The sequence below is a fragment of the Sphingomonas azotifigens NBRC 15497 genome (genome assembly GCF_002091475.1).
GTDB lineage: Bacteria > Pseudomonadota > Alphaproteobacteria > Sphingomonadales > Sphingomonadaceae > Sphingomonas > Sphingomonas azotifigens.
In genome coordinates this window covers 12,568-32,457 of sequence record NZ_BCTR01000061.1, presented here as the reverse complement: position 1 = coordinate 32,457, position 19,890 = coordinate 12,568, and the positions used below count along the sequence as shown (strand labels likewise).

The window sequence follows — 19,890 nt, the reverse complement described above, 5'->3', positions numbered from 1 at the left end:
GCCCCCGCGCTTCGCGTGCGGGGGCCGTCAGGCGAGCCCGTCGCCTTCGATGACCAGGGCGACGCCGATCGCATTGCGGCGCGCGGCGGGCAAGGTCACGGCAAGACCGTCGGGCCCGCGCCGGAAATCGAGCGGCGCCGAATCGCCCGGCAGGGTAACCCGCTGCACCGTCCCGCGGGTGGCGAGCGCCGGCAGGCGCGCGACGCCGTCCTCCGGCCAGCCCAGCACCAGCGCGTGCACCGCGGCGTCCTTGCGGACATAGCGGATGTCGCGGGCGGTATAGGGCGATTGCGGCGAGCCTTCGTTGAAGTCGCCGCTCTGGGTGCGTGTCGGGCCCTCGCCGAACAGGTGCCAGGGCCGCGTGCCGTAGATGGCGGCGCCATATTGCCCCATCCAGGCCGCGATCCCCTCGACGATCGCCTCTTCCTTCTCGTCGATCGTGCCGTCGCCGCGCATCGGCACCGACAGCATCAGATTGCCGTTCTTGGCGACGACGTCGCACAGCGTGTGGAGCACCTTGGCGGGCGTCTTGTAGCCATCGCGTTCGTACAGATCGCGGTCGTAATGCCAGTTGCCCAGGCAGGTGTCGGTCTGGAAGGGATAGGGCTGGATGGCGTCGTGCACGCCGCGTTCGACATCGTCGACGATACCGGCGCGGCGATCGGCCGGCGTGCCCTTGGCGGTCACCACCGCCTGGTTGCTGCCCTGATGCCAGCGCATCGACTGGTTGTAGAAATGCGCGGTGGCATCCAGCCCCGCCTGCCCCAGCGGGAGCGTGAAATTGTCGAAATAGACCATGTCGGGCTGATACTGGTCGATCAGGTCCTTGCAGCGGAGCAGCCAGTTCTGGGTGAACCAGGGATTGGCGGCGGGCGCCTCCTCGTTCCACACCCGGTCGTGCGCCTCGTGCCAGGCATTGGCCTCGGCGATTGTCTTCAGCCCGTCCGGCATCGGCATGGTCGATCCCGTATAGAGCTGCTGCGGGTCGAGCCCGTCCCACCAGGTACCGCGCCCGCCTGCCTTGGTCCGCCACGCGGCGTCATAGCGCTTTCCGGCCAGCGGCCCTTCGGGATCATAGCCATAGGCCGGCTGCAGCCAGTGCCAGGCATGGGCGGAATGGTTCGACACGCCGAAGCGCAGCCCGCTCGCACGGGCCAGCTTGGCCCAGCGGCCGATAATGTCCTGGCGGGGGCCGATGCGCGTCGCGTTCCAGGGGTGGTGGCGCGAGGCGAAGGTGTCGAAATTGTCGTGGTGGTTGGCCAGCGCCATGAAATATTTCGCGCCCGCCCGCTGGTAGAGGTCGAGCAGCCGCTCCGGATCCCAGCGCGCTGCGGTCCAGCGCGGGTACATGTCGAGAAAACCGGTCTGCGACGGGTGGCCGTACTGGGCGACGTGGTGCTTGTAGGCGCGCGAGCCCTGCAGATACATCTCCCGCGCATACCAGTCGCCGGCCTCGGGGACGCACTGCGCGGACCAATGCGCCCAGATCCCGAACTTGGCGTCGCGGAACCAGTCGGGCGCGCGATAGCCCTGGACGAGCGACGGCCAGTTGCCCTGGAACGGATCGCCCGTGGCGGCGCGGGCCGGGGCCGCAAGCGAGGCAAGGCCCAGGCCGGTGGCGGACAGCAGCGATCGGCGATCGAGGCGCATTCTTTCTCCCATCGCGGCGATTCCGTCCGCGCGGGAGAAAGCTAGCCCGCTCCAGGAGTTTCGCAAATGCTTTTTAGTTTTCACCTGCGACAGCGGTCGGCATGAAGGCAGGCGCTCGGGCCGTCAGGATGCCGCGCTGTCGCCGGGCGCATCGTGCATTTACGGCCGCGCCGCCGTCGCCTTTTGCTCGGGACGCATCGCCTGCACGACAGCCGCAAACGCGTCCGCGACGTCCTGTCCCGCCATCAATGCAGCGATAATCGCTTCCCGATGGTCGCGAATTGCCGGCGGCAGGGATGTTTTGTGTTCGCTGTAATAGGCGTACATCAACTCGACGGCGAGTTCGCGCTGCCGCTGCGCGCGCGGCCGCTTCACCTGCGTCCGCATCGCGCTGCGCCAGCTTCCGATCTGGAGGGTGAATTCCTCTGCGACCTTGCTCCAGTCGAACGCGGCCACGCGTGCCTGTTCCGCCCGGGCGTCGGTATGATAATTCTCCGGCGGAACGTCGCGTCCCGTGGACACGGCCAGGCAGGTCAGGTCCGGATAGCCGCGGGGCTCTGTGAACGCCCGAATCGTAGCGAGACGGCTGCCGATCCCGACTGGTACCTGGCGTTGCATTGCCGCGCTGTCGGGATAGCGGACCTGCGCCCGCCGGATCAGTTCGCGAAAGGGCAGCAGTTCCACGTCGGGCGCGGCCTCGACCAATACGGGGTACAGCATCGCAGCGATTTCAAGATCGAGTTCGGTCATTTTTCCCCAACGTCCCCTACCGCATCCCGGCTGGTTCGATGGCGCACGACGGATCCGCAGGCGCGCGCCGGCGCGGTGGCGAAGGCCTATCGCGGAGAGTGTTAAAGCCTGGTGCGCATCGCGGTCGCGGTGTCGGCGGACCGGTTTCGTCTTGGGGAACCTACGCGCCAGGCCGCTGGAACGCGGAGCGATGGCGAGGACCACCGTTAAAGCAGCAGGAGAGCGGGCGCGTTCGCCGTGGCAGGATCACCTGTTGGCGATTGCCAACGCCACGCGGCATTTCCCGCATGTGGGGAAGTGGTGCCCAGAAGAGGACTCGAACCTCCACGACCTTGCGATCGCCAGCACCTGAAGCTGGTGCGTCTACCAATTCCGCCATCTGGGCACGGGGTAGGCCGGCGCCTCTAGGGGAGGATCGGCGGGGCTGTCAACGACCTTTTTCGAAAAATGTTGGACTTCGCGTCGCGCTTGCCGTTTAGCCCTTCCCACGGCATTGGGGCCGAAAGGTTCGCGCAGGCAGTGAGGCGGAAGATGAAGGACAGGCTGGTAACCCTGATCGGCGGTGGGGGCTTTCTCGGCCGCTACGTGGCGCAGGAATTGCTGAGCGCCGGTGCGCGCGTCCGCGTCGTCGAGCGCAAGCCCCGCGACGCCTGGTTCCTCAAGACCCAGGGCAATCTGGGCCAGACCCAGCTCGTCGTCGGCGACATCACCAAGCCCGAGACGCTCGCCCGCGCCCTGCAGGGCAGCGACGCGGTGGTGAACTTCGTCGGCATCCTGGCCGGCGATTTCGACAAGGTCCATGTCCAGGGCGCGCGCAACGTCGCCGAGGCGGCCAAGGCTGCCGGGGCCGGTGCGCTGGTGCACATTTCGGCGCTCGGTGCCGATGCCGCTTCGCCGTCGGCCTATGGCCGCAGCAAGGCGGCCGGCGAGCAGGCCGTGCTCGCCGCTTTCCCGGGCGCGACGATCCTGCGCCCGTCGATCGTGTTCGGTCGCGAGGACGCGTTCGTGAACCGCTTCGCCGGCATGATCGCAGGCGCGCCGCTGAACATCGTGCCGGTCGTGCGCGGCGAGACCAGGTTCCAGCCGGTGTTCGTGGCCGACGTCGCCCAGGCGGTCACCGCGGCGCTCGCCGATCCTGCGGCGCATGGCGGCAAGACCTACACGCTGGGCGGCCCGGACGTGCTGAGCATGTCGGCGCTGCTCCACTGGATCGCTGGTGCGATCGGCCGCAAGCCGCATTTCGTGGAGCTGCCCGATTCGCTGGCAGGCCTGATCGCGTCGCTGCCGGGCACGCCGATCACCCGCGACCAGTTCGCGATGCTCCAGGCCGACAATGTCGTGCCGGCGGGTGCCGAGGGCCTTGCCGCGCTGGGCGTGCACCCGACGCCGATGGCCACGGTGGCGCCGAGCTGGCTGGTACGCTTCCGCCAGGCCGGCCGCTTCAGCCGCTTCCGCGCGACCGCCTGATCCCGTTTCCCCTGCCGGGCGGCGCCTCGCGGGGGTCGCCCGGTGCGACCCTTTGAAGGACCCTGCCCATGACCACGCTGCTGGTGGCGATCCTGCTCGGCATCGTCGAAGGCGTTACCGAATTTCTACCGGTCTCCTCGACCGGCCACCTGATCCTCGCCAGCGAGCTGATGGGCTATGATTCGGCACGCTGGGCGATGTTCAACGTCGTCATCCAGCTGGGCGCGATCCTGGCGGTGGTGGTGCTCTACTGGCGCACCTTCTGGGCGGTGCTCGACGGGCTGATCAAGCTGAACCCGGTGTCGATCCGGTTCGTGCGCAACCTGCTGCTTGCCTTCCTTCCCGCCGCGGTGATCGGGCTGGCGCTCCACAAGCATATCGAGGCGCTGCTCGGCGCGCCCAAGGTAGTCGCCTGGGCGCTGATCGTCGGCGGTGTCGCGATCCTGCTGATCGAACGCGCGGTGAAGTCGGCGACGATCCACGGCATCGCCGAAATTCCGGTGGTGCGCGTGATCGGCATCGGCTTCGTCCAGTGCCTGGCGATGGTGCCGGGTGTCAGCCGCTCGGGCGCGACGATCATGGGCGCGCTGTCGCTGGGCGTCGAGCGGCGCACCGCGGCCGAGTTCAGCTTCTTCCTCGCCATCCCGACGATGCTCGGCGCGACCGTGCTGGAATTGGTCAAGAATCGCGAGATGCTGGTGACCAGCGGCGTCGGCTGGGGCGAGATCGGCGTCGGCTTCGTTGTCGCGTTCGTCGTCGCGCTCGCGGTGATCAAGTGGTTCGTAGGAATCGTGAGCAAGCATGGTTTCACCCCCTTCGCCCTCTATCGTATTGTTGCGGGAACTGCTGCGCTGATTTGGCTGTCCATGCGATAGGGCCGTTTCGGCCGTTCTCAGCGTAGATTTTTGTCCTCAAAGGGCGAAAATAGAGGTTCTGAACCCATATAGGTAAGCAATACTGTCTTTATTGCGCTGCCGCTCTCCTGTAGGGGGAGCGGCATGGCTGACGATCCCATGCTCAAATTCGTCGGACGCCCGCAGGCGTATCCGGCCAAGCGCCCCGCCGAGCTGCGCGCGGAAGACTTTCGCGAGATTGCGGAACGCTATGCGGTGCCCGAGGCGGAAGCGCAGGCGGGCCGCTGCAGCCAGTGCGGCGTGCCCTATTGCTCGGTGCACTGCCCGCTGCACAATCATATCCCGGACTGGCTGCGCCTGACCGCCGAGGGCCGGCTGCAGGAGGCGTACCAGCTCTCCAACAGCACCTCGACCATGCCCGAGATCTGCGGCCGCATCTGCCCGCAGGACCGGCTGTGCGAAGGCAATTGCGTGATCGAATTCTCGGGCCATGGCGCGGTGACGATCGGTTCGGTCGAGAAGTTCATCACCGATACCGCCTGGGCCGAGGGCTGGGTGGAGCCGGTGCAGGTCGGGCGCGACCGCGGCCAGTCGGTCGGCATCATCGGCGCAGGCCCTGCGGGCCTCGCTGCCGCCGAATATCTGCGCGGCTATGGCTATGCCGTGCACGTCTATGACCGGTATGACCGGTCGGGCGGGCTGCTCACCTACGGCATCCCCGGCTTCAAGCTGGAGAAGGATGTGGTGATGCGCCGGGTCCAGCGGTTGGAGGAGGGCGGCATCGTCTTCCACCGCAATTTCGAGGTCGGCCGCGACGCGAGCCTCGGCGAGCTGCGCCAGCGCCACGATTCGATCCTGGTCGCGACCGGCGTCTACAAGGCGCGCGCGATCAAGGCGCCCGGCGTCGGTGCCAAGGGCGTGGTCGACGCGCTCGACTACCTCACCGCGTCGAACCGCAAGAATTTCGGCGATGTGGTGCCGGCCTATGACGATGGCAGCCTCAACGCGCTCGGCAAGCATGTCGTGGTCGTCGGCGGCGGCGATACCGCGATGGACTGCGTGCGCACTGCGATCCGCCAGGGCGCGGCTTCGGTGAAGTGCCTCTACCGTCGCGACCGGGCGAACATGCCGGGCTCGCAGCGCGAGGTCGCCAATGCCGAGGAAGAGGGCGTCGAGTTCGTCTGGCTCTCCGCGCCGGAGGCGTTCGAAGGCACCGAGCAGGTGACCGGCGTGCGCGCCTCCAAGATGCGCCTCGGCGCACCGGATGCGTCCGGTCGCCGCGCGCCGGAGGTCGATCCGGGCGGGGCGCTGCAGATGCCCGCCGATCTCGTCATCAAGGCGCTGGGCTTCGAGCCCGAGGATCTGCCCAAGCTGTTCGGCGCCGAGGAACTGGGCGTCACCCGCTGGGGCACGCTCCGCACCGACGGCAAGACGATGATGACCAGCATGGACGGCGTGTTTGCCGCCGGCGACATCGTCCGCGGCGCCAGCCTGGTGGTGTGGGCGATCCGCGACGGCCGCGACGTGGCGGCACACATGCACAAGTGGATGAAGGCGCGGGCAAAGGCGCCGGTCGCAGCCGCACGCGAAGCGAGCGTCGCATGAAGATGCTCGCCCCCGCACTGCTGCTCGCAATCGCGTCGCCGGTCTGCGCCGCCGCGCAGACGGCGCCCGTGGCAGCGGCAGCTGCGGCGCCCGATCCCGCCCGGCTCGCCGCCGCCAGGGCGCTGCTCGCCAAGATCACGCCGCCCGAGCGGATCGACGCGATGATCGATCAGATGATGCGGCCGATGATGGAAAACCTCCGCAACGCGATGGCGCAGTCGCCGCAGCTGCAGGCGGCCTTCGCCAAGAATCCGCAGGCCAAGGCGGTGCTCAACGCGTTCGTCGACGACGAACTCAAGCACTCGATCGCGCTTACCAAGCAGGCGATGCCGACGATGCTGGACGCGATCGCGCGCGGCTATGCACGGCGCTTTACCGTCGCGCAGATGCACGACGTCAGCGCCTTTTTCGATACCCCTTCGGGCAAGCTCTACGCCGAACAGGCGCCGACGATCATGGCGGACCCCGACGTGCTCGCCACGCAGCGCGCGGTGATGGAGCAGTCGATCCGCGGCACGATGGAGCGCGCGCAGGCGATGGTGGCGAAGCTCGCCGCAGAACAGGACAAGAAGTGATGACCAAGACGCTGGCAACCGAGCGCGAGCGCCTCGCCCGCGAGGGCATGTACCGCCCCGAATATGAAGGCGATGCTTGCGGCGTGGGCATGGTCGCGGCAACCGACGGCCAGTCGTCGCGCCGCGTCGTCCAGTCGGCGATCGATGCGCTGAAGGCGGTGTGGCACCGCGGCGCGGTCGATGCCGACGGCAAGACCGGCGACGGCGCCGGCCTCCACGTCGACCTGCCCTTGCGCTTCTTCGACGAGCAGATCGTCGGCAGCGGCCACCGCGTGCTGCCGAACCGCCTCGCCGTCGGCATGATCTTCCTGCCGCGTACCGACCTCGGCGCGCAGGAGACCTGCCGCACCATCGTCGAGAGCGAGATCATCGAGGCGGGCTACACCATCTATGGCTGGCGCCAGGTGCCGGTCGACGTCTCGGTGATCGGCATGAAGGCGCAGGCGACGCGCCCCGAGATCGAGCAGATCATGATCGCGGGCCCGATGCCCGACGCGATGGACGCCGCCGAGTTCGAGCGCCAGCTCTATCTGATCCGCCGCCGCATCGAGAAGCGGGTGATCGCGGCGCAGGTCGGCGGCTTCTACATCTGTTCGCTGTCGTGCCGCTCGATCATCTACAAGGGGCTGTTCCTCGCCGAATCGCTGTCCGACTTCTATCCGGACCTCAAGGATTCGCGCTTCGAGAGCCGCGTCGCGATCTTCCACCAGCGCTATTCCACCAACACCTTCCCGCAATGGTGGCTGGCGCAGCCGTTCCGCTGCCTGGCGCATAACGGCGAGATCAACACGATCCGCGGCAACCAGAACTGGATGCGCAGCCACGAGATCAAGATGGCGAGCATCGCGTTCGGCGAGCAGAGCGAGGACATCAAGCCGGTGATCCCGGCCGGCGCGTCGGACACGGCGGCGCTCGACGCGGTGTTCGAGGCGATCTGCCGCTCGGGCCGCGACGCGCCCACCGCCAAGCTGATGCTGGTGCCGGAAGCCTGGCAGCAGGACGAGGATACCCCGGCGTCGCACGCCGCGATGTACCAGTATCTCGCCAGCGTGATGGAGCCGTGGGACGGCCCCGCGGCGCTGGCGATGACCGACGGCCGCTGGGCGGTTGCCGGCATGGACCGCAATGCGCTGCGGCCGCTGCGCTACACCCAGACCTCGGACGGGCTGCTGATCGTCGGCTCGGAAACCGGCATGGTGCCGGTGCCGGAGGCGAACGTCGTCGCCAAGGGTAGGCTCGGGCCGGGCGAGATGATCGCCGTCGACCTCGACGAGGGCAAGCTGCTCCACGATCGCGCGATCAAGGACCAGATCGCCGGCGAGGCAGACTATGCCTCAATGGTGCAGGGCTTCCTGTCGATCGACGACCTGCCCGCAGCGCCCGCCGAGACCTATTATGAGCGCGCCGAGCTGTCGCGCCGCCAGGTCGCGGCCGGCCAGACGCTGGAGGACATGGAGCTGATCCTCGCGCCGATGGTGGAGACCGCCAAGGAAGCGATCGGCTCGATGGGCGACGACACGCCGCTGGCGGTCATCTCGTACAAGTCGCGGCTGATCAGCCAGTTCTTCCGACAGAATTTCAGCCAGGTCACCAATCCACCGATCGATCCGTTGCGCGAGCGCTATGTGATGTCGCTGAAGACGCGGTTCGGCAACCTCGCCAACATCCTCGATACCGAGGGCGCGGGGAGCCCGGTGCTGGTGCTGGAGAGCCCGGTGCTCACCAATGCCGACTGGCACCGGCTGCGTGCCCATTTCGGCGCGAGCGCGGCGGAAATCGACTGCACCTTCGCGGCCGATGGCGATCCCGAATCGCTCAAGGCGGCGATCAAGCGCATCCGCCATGAGGCCGAGCAGGCGGTCCGCGCCGGCTGCACGGAACTGTTTCTCACCGACGAGCATAGCGGGCCGGACAAGGCGGCGATCGCCGGCGTGCTGGCGGCGGCGGCGGTGCATACGCACCTCGTCCGCCGGGGCCTGCGCTCCTATGCCAGCGTCAATGTCCGCACCGCCGAGTGCCTCGACACCCATTATTATGCGGTGCTGATCGGCGTCGGCGCGACCACGGTGAACGCCTATCTGGCCGAAGCGGCGATCGCCGATCGCCACGCGCGCGGCCTGTTCGGCGACATCGGTCTCGCCGACTGCCTCAAGCGTCACCGCAAGGCGATCGACGAGGGGCTGCTCAAGATCCTGTCGAAGATGGGCATCGCGGTGATCAGCTCGTACCGCGGCGGCTACAATTTCGAAGCGGTCGGCCTCAGCCGCGCGCTGGTGAACGACTTGTTCCCCGGCATGCCGGCGAAGATCTCGGGCGAAGGCTATGCCTCGCTCCACCTCTCGGCGATGATGCGCCACGATGCCGCGTACGATGCGGGCGTCGCGACGCTGCCGGTGGGCGGCTTCTATCGCCAGCGTTCGGGCGGGGAGGCGCATGCCTATTCGGCGCAGCTGATGCACCAGCTGCAGACCGCCGTGTCGAACGACAGCTATTCGAGCTATCTCGCCTTCTCGCGCGGGGTGCGCGATCTGCCGCCGGTCTATCTGCGCGACCTGCTCGAATTCAACTTCCCCGAAAGCGGTGTGCCGATCGACCAGGTCGAGGCGATCACCGAGATCCGCAAGCGCTTCGTGACGCCGGGCATGTCGCTCGGCGCGCTCAGCCCCGAAGCGCACGAGACGCTCGCCATCGCGATGAACCGGATCGGCGCGCGCGCCGTCTCGGGTGAAGGCGGCGAGGATTCGGCGCGCTACACGCCCTATGAGAATGGGGACAACGCCAACTCCTCCATCAAGCAGGTCGCCTCGGGGCGGTTCGGCGTGACGGCGGAATATCTCAACGCCTGCGACGAGATCGAGATCAAGGTGGCGCAGGGTGCCAAGCCCGGCGAGGGCGGGCAGCTGCCCGGCTTCAAGGTCACCGAGTTCATCGCCAGGCTGCGCCATGCGACGCCGGGCGTGACGCTGATCTCGCCGCCGCCGCACCACGACATCTATTCGATCGAGGATCTGGCGCAGCTGATCTACGATCTGAAGCAGATCAATCCGCGCGCGCGGGTGTGCGTGAAGCTGGTCAGCTCGGCCGGCATCGGCACCGTCGCGGCGGGCGTGGCCAAGGCGCATGCCGACGTGATCCTGGTTGCCGGCCATAATGGCGGCACCGGCGCCTCGCCGTTCACCTCGATCAAATACGCCGGCACGCCCTGGGAAATGGGCCTGTCCGAGGTCAACCAGACGCTGACGCTCAACGGGCTGCGCGGCCGCATCAAGCTGCGCACCGATGGCGGCCTCAAGACCGGCCGCGACATCGTCATCGCCGCGATCCTCGGCGCCGAGGAATTCGGCATCGGCACGCTCAGCCTGGTGGCCATGGGCTGCATCATGGTCCGCCAGTGCCATTCGAACACCTGCCCGGTGGGCGTCTGCACCCAGGACGAGAAGCTGCGCGCCAAGTTCGTCGGCACGCCGGAAAAGGTCATCAACCTGATGACCTTCATCGCCGAGGAAGTGCGCGAGATCCTCGCCAAGTTGGGCTTCCGCAGCCTGGACGAGGTGATCGGCCGTACCGAGCTGCTCCGCCAGGTCAGCCGCGGTGCCGAGCATCTCGACGATCTCGACCTCAATCCGATCCTCGCCAAGGTGGATGCCGACGATGCCGAGCGCCGCTTCAGCCTCAGCACCTTCCGCAACGATGTGCCGGACAGCCTCGACGCGCAGATGATCAAGGATGCGGCGCCCGTGTTCGCGCGCGGCGAGAAGATGCAGCTCACCTATTCGGTGCGCAACACCCACCGCGCGGTGGGCACGCGGCTCTCGTCCGAGGTGACCAACACCTTCGGCATGTCGGCGCTGCAGGACGGGCATGTCCATGTCCGGCTGCGCGGCTCGGCGGGCCAGTCGCTCGGCGCATTCCTCTGCAAGGGCATCACGCTCGAGGTGTTCGGCGACGCCAACGATTATGTGGGCAAGGGCCTGTCGGGGGGCATCATCGTGGTGCGGCCGATGGTCAGCTCGCCGATCGAATCGTGGAACAACACGATCATCGGCAACACCGTGCTCTACGGCGCGACCTCGGGCCGGCTGTTCGCCGCGGGCCAGGCGGGCGAGCGCTTCGCGGTTCGCAATTCGGGCGCCGATGTGGTGGTCGAGGGCTGCGGCGCGAACGGCTGCGAATACATGACCGGCGGGACCGCGGTGGTGCTGGGCCGCGTCGGCATGAACTTCGGCGCGGGCATGACCGGCGGCATGGCGTTCGTCTACGATCGCGACGGCAGTTTCGAGCGCCACGCCAACCCGGAGAACATCACCTGGAACCGGCTGGCCTCCAGCCACTGGGAAGCCAGGCTCCGGTCGCTGGTCGAGGCGCATGCCGAGGCGACCGACAGCAAATGGTCCAAGGGCCTGCTGGAGGACTGGGACCGCGAGATCGGCAAGTTCTGGCAGGTGGTGCCGAAGGAAATGCTCACCCGGCTGCCGCATCCGCTGAACGACACCGTCGAGGCGGTGGCGGCGGAGTAGGCGCTCAATCGAGGGCGGCGACGACGTCCGTGTGGCGGAAGTCGTCGCCCTTGAAGAGCAGCGGGCAGTCCGCGAGCGCCGCGACCGCATAGGCCATGCAGTCGCCATAGTTGAGCCGGGCGGGGCGGCCGCCGAAGCGGGTCAGCGCCTCGATCGCGATCCGTCCATGGTCTTCGGTCCAGGGTACGATCTCGATCGTCGGCAAGCGCAGCAGCCGTTCGGTGGCCGGCAGGAAGCTCGGCCCTTTCTGCCGCAGCACCACCAGCCGAAACTCGAACGCGGTCGGCGCGCCGAGCAGCACGCGATCCGGCGTGGCGATGGCGCGGAGGAATGTCTCGGCTTCGGCTTCGTCCTGCAGGATGGCCATCAGCGCCGAGGTATCGACCGCGATCACTTGGGCAGGCCGTCCTTGTCGTACAGCATCGCGTCGGGATCACGAGGATCGAGCGTCGGCATCGCGGCATAGGCCTGGCGCACCTCTCGGGCCACGGCGCGATAGTCGACGAGGCGCTGCTCCACATCCGGATCGGCGACCGGCTCGCCACTGCGGCGCAGGGCATCGCTCACCGCCAGCTTGATCGCGGTGGTGTAGCTCACTCCCTTGGTGCGCGCGTAGCGGCGGACCAGCCGGTCGGTCTCTTCGTCCTTGATGCTGAGCGCCATGGTGCGGCTCCGTTCTAGAATGCCGCTTAAAATATAGAAATGCGGACGGCGCTACAACGAGTCTTCCCCGGCCCATTTCGGCTGCTTATGGCTTTCCCCATGTGGCAGCTCCTTCAATTCCCGCTCTGTCCCTTTTCGCGCAAGGTCCGGCTCCTGCTCGGCGAGAAGGGCATCGCCTATGAGCCGGTGCGCGAATCGCCGTGGCAGCGGCGCGACGAGTTTCTCGATCTCAATCCCACCGGCCAGACCCCGGTGATGATCGATGCCGAGCGCCACGTGACCCTCATCGACTCCACCGTGATCTGCGAGTTTTTCGAGGAGACGGTGACCAAGAACGCGCTGCTCAACGGCTCGGCGGTCGACCGCGCCGAGATTCGCCGCCTGGTGGTGTGGTTCGACAACAACTTCTACAGCGATATCACCGCGCCGCTGCTCCACGAGCGGATGATCAAGCGCATCGTCTATCGCCAGCCGCCCGACGCCAAGGTGCTGCGCGACGCGATGAAGGCCGCGGTTGGCCATCTCGACTATATCGATTACCTGCTCGATCACCGCACCTGGCTGGCGGGTGCCACGATGAGCCTTGCCGATATCACCGCGGCGGCGCAGATTTCGGTCGCCGACTATCTGGGCGGCATCGACTGGAAGAGCCACGAACTCGCCAAGCGCTGGTATATCGGGATGAAGAGCCGCCCGAGCTTCCGCCAGCTGCTCGCCGAGCGGATGGAGGGAATCACGCCGCCGGCCGATTACGAGAAGCTGGACCTCTAAGGCGGGATAATCGCGGGGCGCGGCGCGTTTGGCTGTCAAACGGGAGAGAGTCCGCGATGCTCGAACATGTACCCCACTGGCTGGGAAGCGCGCTGAAGGGCCTGCGCGCGGGTGCCAACAAGCTGGCGATCGTCCAGCCCGAACTCGGCAGCTTCGAGGTGCTGCACCTTGCTAGCCCCGCCTTTGCGAACGGGGGCCGCCTCCCCGAGCGCTTCACCGCGGACGGCGAAGGCGTCTCGCCGCCCTTGTTCTGGACGGGGGTGCCCGAAGGCACCGAATGCCTGGCGCTGATCGTCGAGGATCCGGATGCACCCGCGCCGCAGCCGCTGGTGCATGCCGTCGTCTGGGGGCTGCCGGCCGACGGCGACCTCAAGGAAGGTGCGATCCGTGCGGACGGCGCGGGCGATGCCGAGGGCAAGGATGTCGGCCGCAACAGCTATCTCGGCGAGGGCTGGCTGCCGCCCGATCCACCGACCGGCCACGGCCCGCACAATTATGCCTTCCAGCTGTTCGCGCTCGGCGGCGGCTGCGCGATCGGCGACAATCCCGGCCGCAGCGCGCTGGTCAAGGCGATGGCGGGACATGTGCTCGCCGCCGGGCTGCTTACCGGCGTCTATTCGCGCGGCGAGGAAGCGCCCACGGGGCTGGTGGGCGAAACCGCGCCGGTGTGAGACCGGCGCGGCGCGCGTTCAGCCGTTGACGACGGTGCCGCCGTTGGGGTGGAGCACCTGGCCGGACATGTAGCTCGAATCCTCGCAGGCGAGGAACAGGAAGGCCGGGGCGACTTCGTTGGGCTGGCCCGGCCGACCCATCGGCACGTCCTCGCCGAAATGCTCGAGCTTCTCCGGCGACGCGCCGCCGCTGGGGTTGAGCGGCGTCCAGATCGGGCCTGGCGCCACCGCGTTCACGCGGATGCCCTTCTCGATCAGGTTCATCGACAGGCTGCGGGTGAAGGCGGTGATGGCGCCCTTGGTGGCGCTGTAGTCGAGCAGCTCGGGCTCGCCCTGGTACATCGTCACCGAGGTGCAGTTGACGATCGCGGCGCCTTCCTTGAGGTGCGGCGAGGCGGCCTGGACCAGGAAGAACATCCCGAAGATGTTGGTCTGGAAGGTGCGCCGGAGCTGCTGCTCGGTGATGTCGGTGATGTCCTTGTCCGGATGCTGCTCGCCGGCATTGTTGACCAGCACATCGATGCGGCCAAACTCGGCGATCACCTGTTCTACCGCCTGCTCACAGAACCCCTTGTCGCCGACATCGCCGGCAATCGTGATCGCGCGGCGGCCTTCGGCGCGCACCGCCTCGGCAGTGTCCTCCGCATCGGCGTGCTCGTTCAGATAGACGATGGCGATATCGGCGCCTTCGCGGGCATAGAGCGCGGCGACCGCGCGGCCGATCCCGCTATCGGCGCCGGTGACGATCGCCACCTTGTCCTTCAGCCGATCCGATCCGCGAAAGCGCGGCTGCCATTGCGGCTTGGGATCGAGAGCGCGTTCCTCGCCGGGCAGCGCATCCTCGCGGACTCGTTCAATGAGATGGTCTTCGGACATCGGCACGGCTCCTGGGGCGTTAGGGAGGGTGCCGAAAGAACCGGGCGCTGGGGCCACAAGTTCCGGGAGAAAGGGGCCGCCGGAGCGGCCGGCAGGGTCAGCCGAGAAGGCCGGAACCCTGCAGGCCGCTGCCGAGGATCACCGCCATGGTGAGCCCGAACGACGCGATGCCGATCAGGACGCTGCGGGCCATGCTGATCTTCTCCATCTGTGCGAGCACGTTCAAGCGACCGGGATCACGGGCGTGGAGAACAGGACGAGCGCGGCGGTGAGCAGAACGGCAGCGCTGACGGCAACGGTCTGGTGCAGCGAGACGAAACGTGCGGTCATGGTGGAAACTCCCTGATGTCCCGGCTGCCGGACCATCCGGCCGCCGATACCATCCTCTTCGCAGGGAGCGTGCCAAGTTCGCTAAGTGTTTGAGAACGCTATTGAGGGCTGTCTTCTGGCCGCGAGATGCGGCGTATTTCGCCAAAAGCGATGGCGCATTTTGCTATTCAGCGGCGAAATTCGCTGTAGCTGGCGCTGCCGGTTTTTACCTGATTCCGCCCTTCATGCTTCGCAAGGTACAGCAAGCGGTCGGCGCGGTGGAACGCGGTCTGGTGCATCTCGCCCGCTTCCACCGGCGTCAGGCCGGCCGAGAAGGTGATCTCGCCCAGCGGCGCATCATTGTCGCGCAGCTTGTAGCGCTTGGTCTGCACGGTAGTGCGGGCATGCTCCAGCACGGCGTGCGCCTTGTCGAGCGGCACATTGGTGAACAGGATCGCGAATTCCTCGCCGCCATAGCGGGTGACGAGATGCCCGCGACAGCAATGCGCGAGCGCGTCGGCGATCACGCGCAGGACGCGGTCGCCCACGGCATGGCCGAAGCGGTCGTTCACCGATTTGAAGTGATCGATGTCGCAGACCGCGATGCACATGCTGCCGCCCGTCGCTTCCTGGGCGGTGAAGGCTTCCTCGAACGCGCGCCGATTGGGCAGCTGCGTGAGCGGGTCGCGGCGGGCATTGTCGCGCGCCTCTTCCAGTTTCTCGCGCAGCTCATTGGCTTCCCGCGTGCTGCTCTCGAGCTTCTTCTCGGCGATGCGAATGCGATTGAGCATCCCGGCGGTGATCCGGACGATATCGTCCGTCGCCTGCGGCGTGTCGCTGCCGCTCGACATGGCTTCGGCGCTGGCGGCGAGGTCGCGGCCGAAATCGGCGGTCTCCGCGCGCATCGCCGTTACCATGTCGGCAAAGCCTTCGACCTGCATCTGCGTGCGGGCAACCAGGCCTTCGGTCCGCGACTTGAGCTCCGCCTGCGCGATCTGGGCGTCGTCTTCGGGCGTGTGGTCGGCGGTCAGGGTCTGGATGTCGCGCGAAGTAAGGCGGACGCCGCGCTCGGTGATCAGCTCCACCGCACGCGCCAGCGCATCATCGGCTTCGGTGAACAGCCGATGCGCGAAGGCATAGTTGGTCGGCGTCGGTGCCAGGCGCTGGTCGGCGAGGAAGGCGCCGATACGCTCGAACAGCGCGCGGCCGCCCTCCCCTTCTGCATCTGAACGAACGGCACGCGCGATGCGCATACGCTCCTAACCCCCGTGCAAGTCACGGCATTTCGGCCGCAATAATATGCAGGGGGTCTATGAGGAGAGTGCTAATATCCGGTTTCCGTCCGTTTCATACTGAACGGGCAAATCCGGATAGGAAGACTCCGGATATAGGGATTTTTCCTTTGGAATTAGAATCTTCGCCCCTGACGACGGGGCGCCCACTCCGATCCGAAGATTAATATCTCCAGATCGGAGGGATTAGCAGCGGGCAATGTGCCCGACTCGGCGGCTCAGCGGCGGTGGGTCTTGCGATAGGATTCGACCGCGGCGAGGGTGAGTCGAATATGATCCGCCGGGTTCGGATCCGAATGAACGAACAGCACCTTGCCGTCCGGTGCGATCACATAGCTGGTACGGCTGGTGAACTTGGCGACGGTGCCGTCGGGCTTCTTCGCGGCGACATCATAGCCCTGCGCCACCTCGGGCGTGGCGGCGGCAACCGCGAACTTGCCGGCGCAATATTGGCTGCTGAACTGTTCGAGCTGGTCGACATTGCCGGCCGTCATGCCGATCACCGTCGCACCCGCCTTGGTGAAATCGGGCAGCGCCTCGGCAAAGGCATGCGCCTCGGCATTGCAGCCCGACGTGAACGCGGCGGGGAAGAAGTAGAGGACGACCGGTCCCTTCTTGAGCGCGGCCTTGAGGTCGACCGTGATCGGCTTGCCGGCCACCGCACCCTTGGCGGTGAACACGGGCGCCTTGGCCCCCGCGGTGAGCGACGCGTTGGCCGGCATCATGGCGAGCGGCAGGGCAAGGGCGGCAAGGGCGAGCTTCAGGCGCATATCGATCTCCCGGAATGGTTGCGCATCTGTCTACGCCAGCGTGCGCGCAGGAGCTAGCGGGTGAAGGCGATGCCGATCCGCGCGTGCGTGTCGTTGACGGTGTAGCGGTCTAGCGCCTCGCCATAGCCGGTGAATGCCTGTCCGAAGAGGTAGATGCCCAGGCCTCCGCCCAGCCGGCGTAGCGGATAGGAGATAAAGGCTTCGGCCGCGCCGCGTCCGGTCTTCACATTGCCGCGCGCGGTCAGTGCCAGCTTGATGCCGTCCTTCTGCGCGATCGCCGCGGCGAGGCCCGTATAGCCGAAATAGTTCTTCATGTCGTGGAAGGTGCCGCTGCTGCCGACATAGACCCAGGCCTGCGGCGCCACGTCGAGCCGCCAGTCGCCGCCCAGGTCGAAGCGCTTCTCACCGCGCACGAAGATCCGGTTGATGTCGACCGAATCGGTGACGCCGCGACCGTTCGAATCGTGGCGCCAGCCGATCGCCACCCGCGTCGTCTCGTCCACCGGCACATCGGCATAGAGTTCGGGCGTGTAGTTGGTCGAGCGGAACGGGCCCGAGGGCTCGTTCAGCGCCCAGAACATCGTCTGGGTATAGGCGAAGCGGAGATTGCCGAGCTGGAGCGGCGCGTCCTCGGCAAAGGGGCGCACGGCGAAGCTCACCTGCAGCTTGCCGCCTGCGTCGTTCAGGCCGAACGCGCCATAGACCGCCTCGTGCGGCTCGAAGCGGGAGAGCAACCCCGCCGAACTGCCGGTCGAGCTTTGCACCACGGTTTCCTGCTCGGGCATCTCGGCCGGCCGATGCTGCGCGGCGGGCGGTACCGCGACGCCGGCGACGCCCACCGGCACGTAGCGCGCCTTGGCGAAGCCGTGCGGGGCGATGGTGGGGGTGGGGCCGGGGGTGCGCTCCAGCATCAGCCGCGTGCCGTCGGTCGCGGTGACCTCGATCTGGCGCGGACCGGCATCGGCAATCGGTGCCTCGCTCTCGTTGACCAGGAACACCTCGACGCCGCGCAGCGCCGCCTGTTCGGAGGCGGGTTGCGCCGGCACGGCGCGCACCTGCGCCAGCGCGGGCGACGCCGCGAAGACCAGGCCGAGCAGGGGAAGTGCGGCAATTCCACGCATGTTCTGCGAAGTGGCAGGCGTTTGTGACCTTGGCGAGTCATATTCGGCCCGGTAGGGCAGGGGCATGGCCGTTTCCGAAACCGACATCGCGCTCGCCGCGCGCCTCGCCGACGCCGCCGGCGCCGCGATTCGCCCCTATTTCCGCGCCGAGCACGGCGTCGAGGCCAAGGAGGACCATTCCCCGGTCACCCTCGCCGATCGCGCCGCCGAGGAAGCGATGCGCAAGCTGCTGCTCGCCGAGCGCCCGATGGACGGCATCATCGGCGAGGAATTCGGGGTGCGCGAAGGCACCAGCGGCCGGCAATGGGTGCTCGATCCGATCGACGGTACCCGCGCCTTCATCGCCGGGCGCCCGGTGTTCGGGACCCTCATCGCATTGGTCGACAATGGCTGGCCGGTGCTGGGCGTGATCGACCAGCCGATCATCGGCGAGCGCTGGCTGGGGGTGACCGGCCGCAAGACGCTGTTCAACGGCAAGCCCGCGAGCACCCGCATCTGCCGCGAGCTGGGCCAGGCGATCCTCGGCACCACCTCGCCCGCGCTGTTCGACGACGGCCAGCTCCATGCCTTCGAGCATCTCGACGCCAAGGTGATGAGCACGGTGCTCGGCGGCGACTGCTACAATTATGGCTGCGTGGCGAGCGGCTGGCTCGACATCGTCGTCGAGGCCGGGCTCAAGCTCCACGACTTCGCCGCGCTGGTGCCGGTGATCGAAGGCGCGGGCGGGCGGATGTGCGACTGGCAGGGCGATCCGCTCCATGCCGGCAGCAACGGCGAAGTGATCGCCGCAGGCGACCCGGCGCGGATCGACGACATCCTCGAAGCGATGGACTGCCGCGGGCACTGACCCCGATCAGTGCCCGTCCCAGAACGCAGGATGGGCATCGATCGTGCGCATCAGCCAGTCGGCGATGCGGCGCTGCTCCTCCACGCCGTAATGGCCGTGGCAGGCGGTGGCGCGGAACTCGGCGGCGGGGAAGGGCAGGAACAACAGGTCGCGGACGCCGGCGGCATGCGCCGCATCGCTGATCCTGCGTTCGGCCGCGTGCAGCATCGCCGCCTGGTCGGGCGGGGCACCGCTGGTGTCGAACCACCAGAGCAGGAACACGGCGCGGGGATAGCGCGCGCGGATCTGCGCGAGGAAGCGGCCGTAGCTGGCGGCATAGTCCGCCACCAGCGCCTCGAGCGTCGGCCAGCGCGCATCGGGATGGAAGCCGACGAAATCGGCCTGCAGCTTGAGCATCACGATCTGCGGCTGCCATGCCGGATCCAAGAACGGCGCAGGCTCGCCAGGCAGCGTGCGCGGCCATAGCTGCACCATCGGGCCCGCGGGGGCGGTGCCGCCGATATTGCGGATCAGGCCGCGGCCGGACATCGCATTGACCTGATAGTCCGCACCCTCTTGCTGCGCAGCAAGGGCTGCGAAGGCGTCCGCTGTGTCGGTGGTGGCGCGCACCTGCTCGGGCGTGCAGTCGAGCCGTTCGGACCGGGCCCCATAGCCCGCCATCGACGAATCGCCGATGAACTCGATCTGGCGGCGGCGGGGCGCCGGGGCGGGCAGCGCATCGCCGCGCCCGACCAGGAAGCCGCCGAACAGCGCCGGTGCCGCGCTCTCGGTCACCTTGTCCAGCCGGACGTGGTGCGTGCCGCTGCCGAGCCCGGCGATCGTCCTGTCGGCGGCGCCCGGTCGATCGATCGTAATCGGCGGGGCCCCGTCGATGCTGACCCGCCACTCGTTGACGGCGTCGGCGAAGCGCAGCGTCACCCGATCGCCGCGAAAGGCCGCTTCGAAATAGACGCCCGGCCATTGGTGGCGGAACCCGGCGGCGATCCGCGCCACCCGTCCGCCGACATGCACCGGCAGCGCCTGCAAGCCAGCGTCCTCGGCCGTGACGGTCACCCGTTGGGGCGGCCGCATGTCGCCGGCCACGGCAAGGGCGATCGCGAGGGGAACGAAGCGCAGCATCGCCGCCGATCCTGCGTCGGCCGGGGCGGGGTG

General features: G+C 67.7%; 17 protein-coding genes and 1 tRNA gene. 8 read left to right on the top strand and 10 right to left on the bottom strand.

The features are described from left to right. Window positions 1-27: 27 nt before the first annotated feature. From SAZ01S_RS18745 to SAZ01S_RS18735, 3 genes are all read right to left on the bottom strand, one after another. On the bottom strand, window positions 28-1,650 hold the full coding sequence (locus SAZ01S_RS18745; protein ID WP_084583800.1) for an alpha-L-fucosidase: 1,623 nt from the start codon (window positions 1,648-1,650) through the stop codon (window positions 28-30). A 159-nt stretch (window positions 1,651-1,809) separates the two neighbouring features. Then, the gene (locus SAZ01S_RS18740) at window positions 1,810-2,400 is read right to left on the bottom strand and encodes a hypothetical protein (protein WP_084583799.1); all 591 of its coding nucleotides are present in this window, start codon (window positions 2,398-2,400) and stop codon (window positions 1,810-1,812) included. Window positions 2,401-2,698: 298 nt separating this feature from the next. Further along, window positions 2,699-2,785 (bottom strand) — tRNA-Leu (locus SAZ01S_RS18735). 146 nt (window positions 2,786-2,931) lie between these two features. Between SAZ01S_RS18735 and SAZ01S_RS18730 the strand changes: the two genes are divergently transcribed. From SAZ01S_RS18730 to gltB, 5 genes are all read left to right on the top strand, one after another. Further along, window positions 2,932-3,867 (top strand): complex I NDUFA9 subunit family protein, encoded by a 936-nt coding sequence (locus tag SAZ01S_RS18730; RefSeq protein ID WP_084583798.1) that lies wholly within the window; start codon window positions 2,932-2,934, stop codon window positions 3,865-3,867. A gap of 68 nt (window positions 3,868-3,935) precedes the next feature. Then, window positions 3,936-4,742 carry an undecaprenyl-diphosphate phosphatase gene (locus SAZ01S_RS18725; protein ID WP_084583797.1) on the top strand — a complete coding sequence of 269 codons (807 nt, stop codon included), beginning with the start codon at window positions 3,936-3,938 and terminating at the stop codon, window positions 4,740-4,742. 123 nt (window positions 4,743-4,865) lie between these two features. Continuing rightward, window positions 4,866-6,326: an NAD(P)-dependent oxidoreductase gene (locus SAZ01S_RS18720; protein ID WP_084583796.1), complete on the top strand. Its 1,461-nt coding sequence runs from the start codon at window positions 4,866-4,868 to the stop codon at window positions 6,324-6,326. Further along, window positions 6,323-6,901, top strand: coding sequence for a DUF2059 domain-containing protein (locus SAZ01S_RS18715; RefSeq protein ID WP_139810142.1), 579 nt, complete (start codon window positions 6,323-6,325; stop codon window positions 6,899-6,901). Before SAZ01S_RS18720 ends, SAZ01S_RS18715 begins: the two co-directional genes overlap by 4 nt. Then, window positions 6,901-11,418: a glutamate synthase large subunit gene (gene gltB, locus SAZ01S_RS18710; protein WP_084583794.1), complete on the top strand. Its 4,518-nt coding sequence runs from the start codon at window positions 6,901-6,903 to the stop codon at window positions 11,416-11,418. The genes SAZ01S_RS18715 and gltB overlap by 1 nt, the downstream gene beginning before the upstream one ends. A 4-nt stretch (window positions 11,419-11,422) precedes the next feature. Here the strand turns inward: gltB and SAZ01S_RS18705 are convergent, their stop codons facing one another. Together SAZ01S_RS18705 and SAZ01S_RS18700 are read right to left on the bottom strand one after the other, a co-directional pair. Beyond that, entirely contained in the window at window positions 11,423-11,812 is a 390-nt protein-coding gene (locus tag SAZ01S_RS18705; protein WP_084583793.1) for a type II toxin-antitoxin system VapC family toxin, read from the bottom strand. Further along, window positions 11,809-12,081, bottom strand: coding sequence for a type II toxin-antitoxin system VapB family antitoxin (locus SAZ01S_RS18700; RefSeq protein WP_084583792.1), 273 nt, complete (start codon window positions 12,079-12,081; stop codon window positions 11,809-11,811). The genes SAZ01S_RS18705 and SAZ01S_RS18700 overlap by 4 nt, the downstream gene beginning before the upstream one ends. A 99-nt stretch (window positions 12,082-12,180) precedes the next feature. On the opposite strand from SAZ01S_RS18700, the gene SAZ01S_RS18695 reads away from it, so the two are divergent. Further along, entirely contained in the window at window positions 12,181-12,852 is a 672-nt protein-coding gene (locus SAZ01S_RS18695; protein WP_084583791.1) for a glutathione S-transferase family protein, read from the top strand. 56 nt (window positions 12,853-12,908) lie between these two features. Beyond that, window positions 12,909-13,523, top strand: coding sequence for a YbhB/YbcL family Raf kinase inhibitor-like protein (locus SAZ01S_RS18690; protein WP_084583790.1), 615 nt, complete (start codon window positions 12,909-12,911; stop codon window positions 13,521-13,523). An 18-nt stretch (window positions 13,524-13,541) separates the two neighbouring features. On the opposite strand, the gene SAZ01S_RS18685 is transcribed toward SAZ01S_RS18690, so the two are convergent. From SAZ01S_RS18685 to SAZ01S_RS18670, 4 genes are all read right to left on the bottom strand, one after another. Further along, window positions 13,542-14,399: a glucose 1-dehydrogenase gene (locus SAZ01S_RS18685; RefSeq protein ID WP_084583789.1), complete on the bottom strand. Its 858-nt coding sequence runs from the start codon at window positions 14,397-14,399 to the stop codon at window positions 13,542-13,544. A gap of 497 nt (window positions 14,400-14,896) precedes the next feature. Further along, window positions 14,897-15,961, bottom strand: a complete 1,065-nt coding sequence (locus tag SAZ01S_RS18680; protein WP_084583788.1) for a GGDEF domain-containing protein — start codon at window positions 15,959-15,961, stop codon at window positions 14,897-14,899. A gap of 257 nt (window positions 15,962-16,218) precedes the next feature. After that, complete coding sequence (locus tag SAZ01S_RS18675; RefSeq protein ID WP_084583787.1) at window positions 16,219-16,770, bottom strand: peroxiredoxin; 552 nt, start codon at window positions 16,768-16,770, stop codon at window positions 16,219-16,221. A 53-nt stretch (window positions 16,771-16,823) separates the two neighbouring features. Further along, window positions 16,824-17,891 (bottom strand): phospholipase A, encoded by a 1,068-nt coding sequence (locus tag SAZ01S_RS18670; protein WP_245825006.1) that lies wholly within the window; start codon window positions 17,889-17,891, stop codon window positions 16,824-16,826. Window positions 17,892-17,955: 64 nt separating this feature from the next. Here SAZ01S_RS18670 and hisN point away from each other — a divergent pair, with 64 nt between their 5' ends. Then, window positions 17,956-18,738: a histidinol-phosphatase gene (gene hisN / locus SAZ01S_RS18665; protein ID WP_084583786.1), complete on the top strand. Its 783-nt coding sequence runs from the start codon at window positions 17,956-17,958 to the stop codon at window positions 18,736-18,738. Between the two features lie 6 nt (window positions 18,739-18,744). Here hisN and SAZ01S_RS18660 read toward each other — a convergent pair whose 3' ends face one another. Then, window positions 18,745-19,857, bottom strand: a complete 1,113-nt coding sequence (locus tag SAZ01S_RS18660; RefSeq protein WP_084583785.1) for an SGNH/GDSL hydrolase family protein — start codon at window positions 19,855-19,857, stop codon at window positions 18,745-18,747. Window positions 19,858-19,890 lie beyond the last annotated feature (33 nt).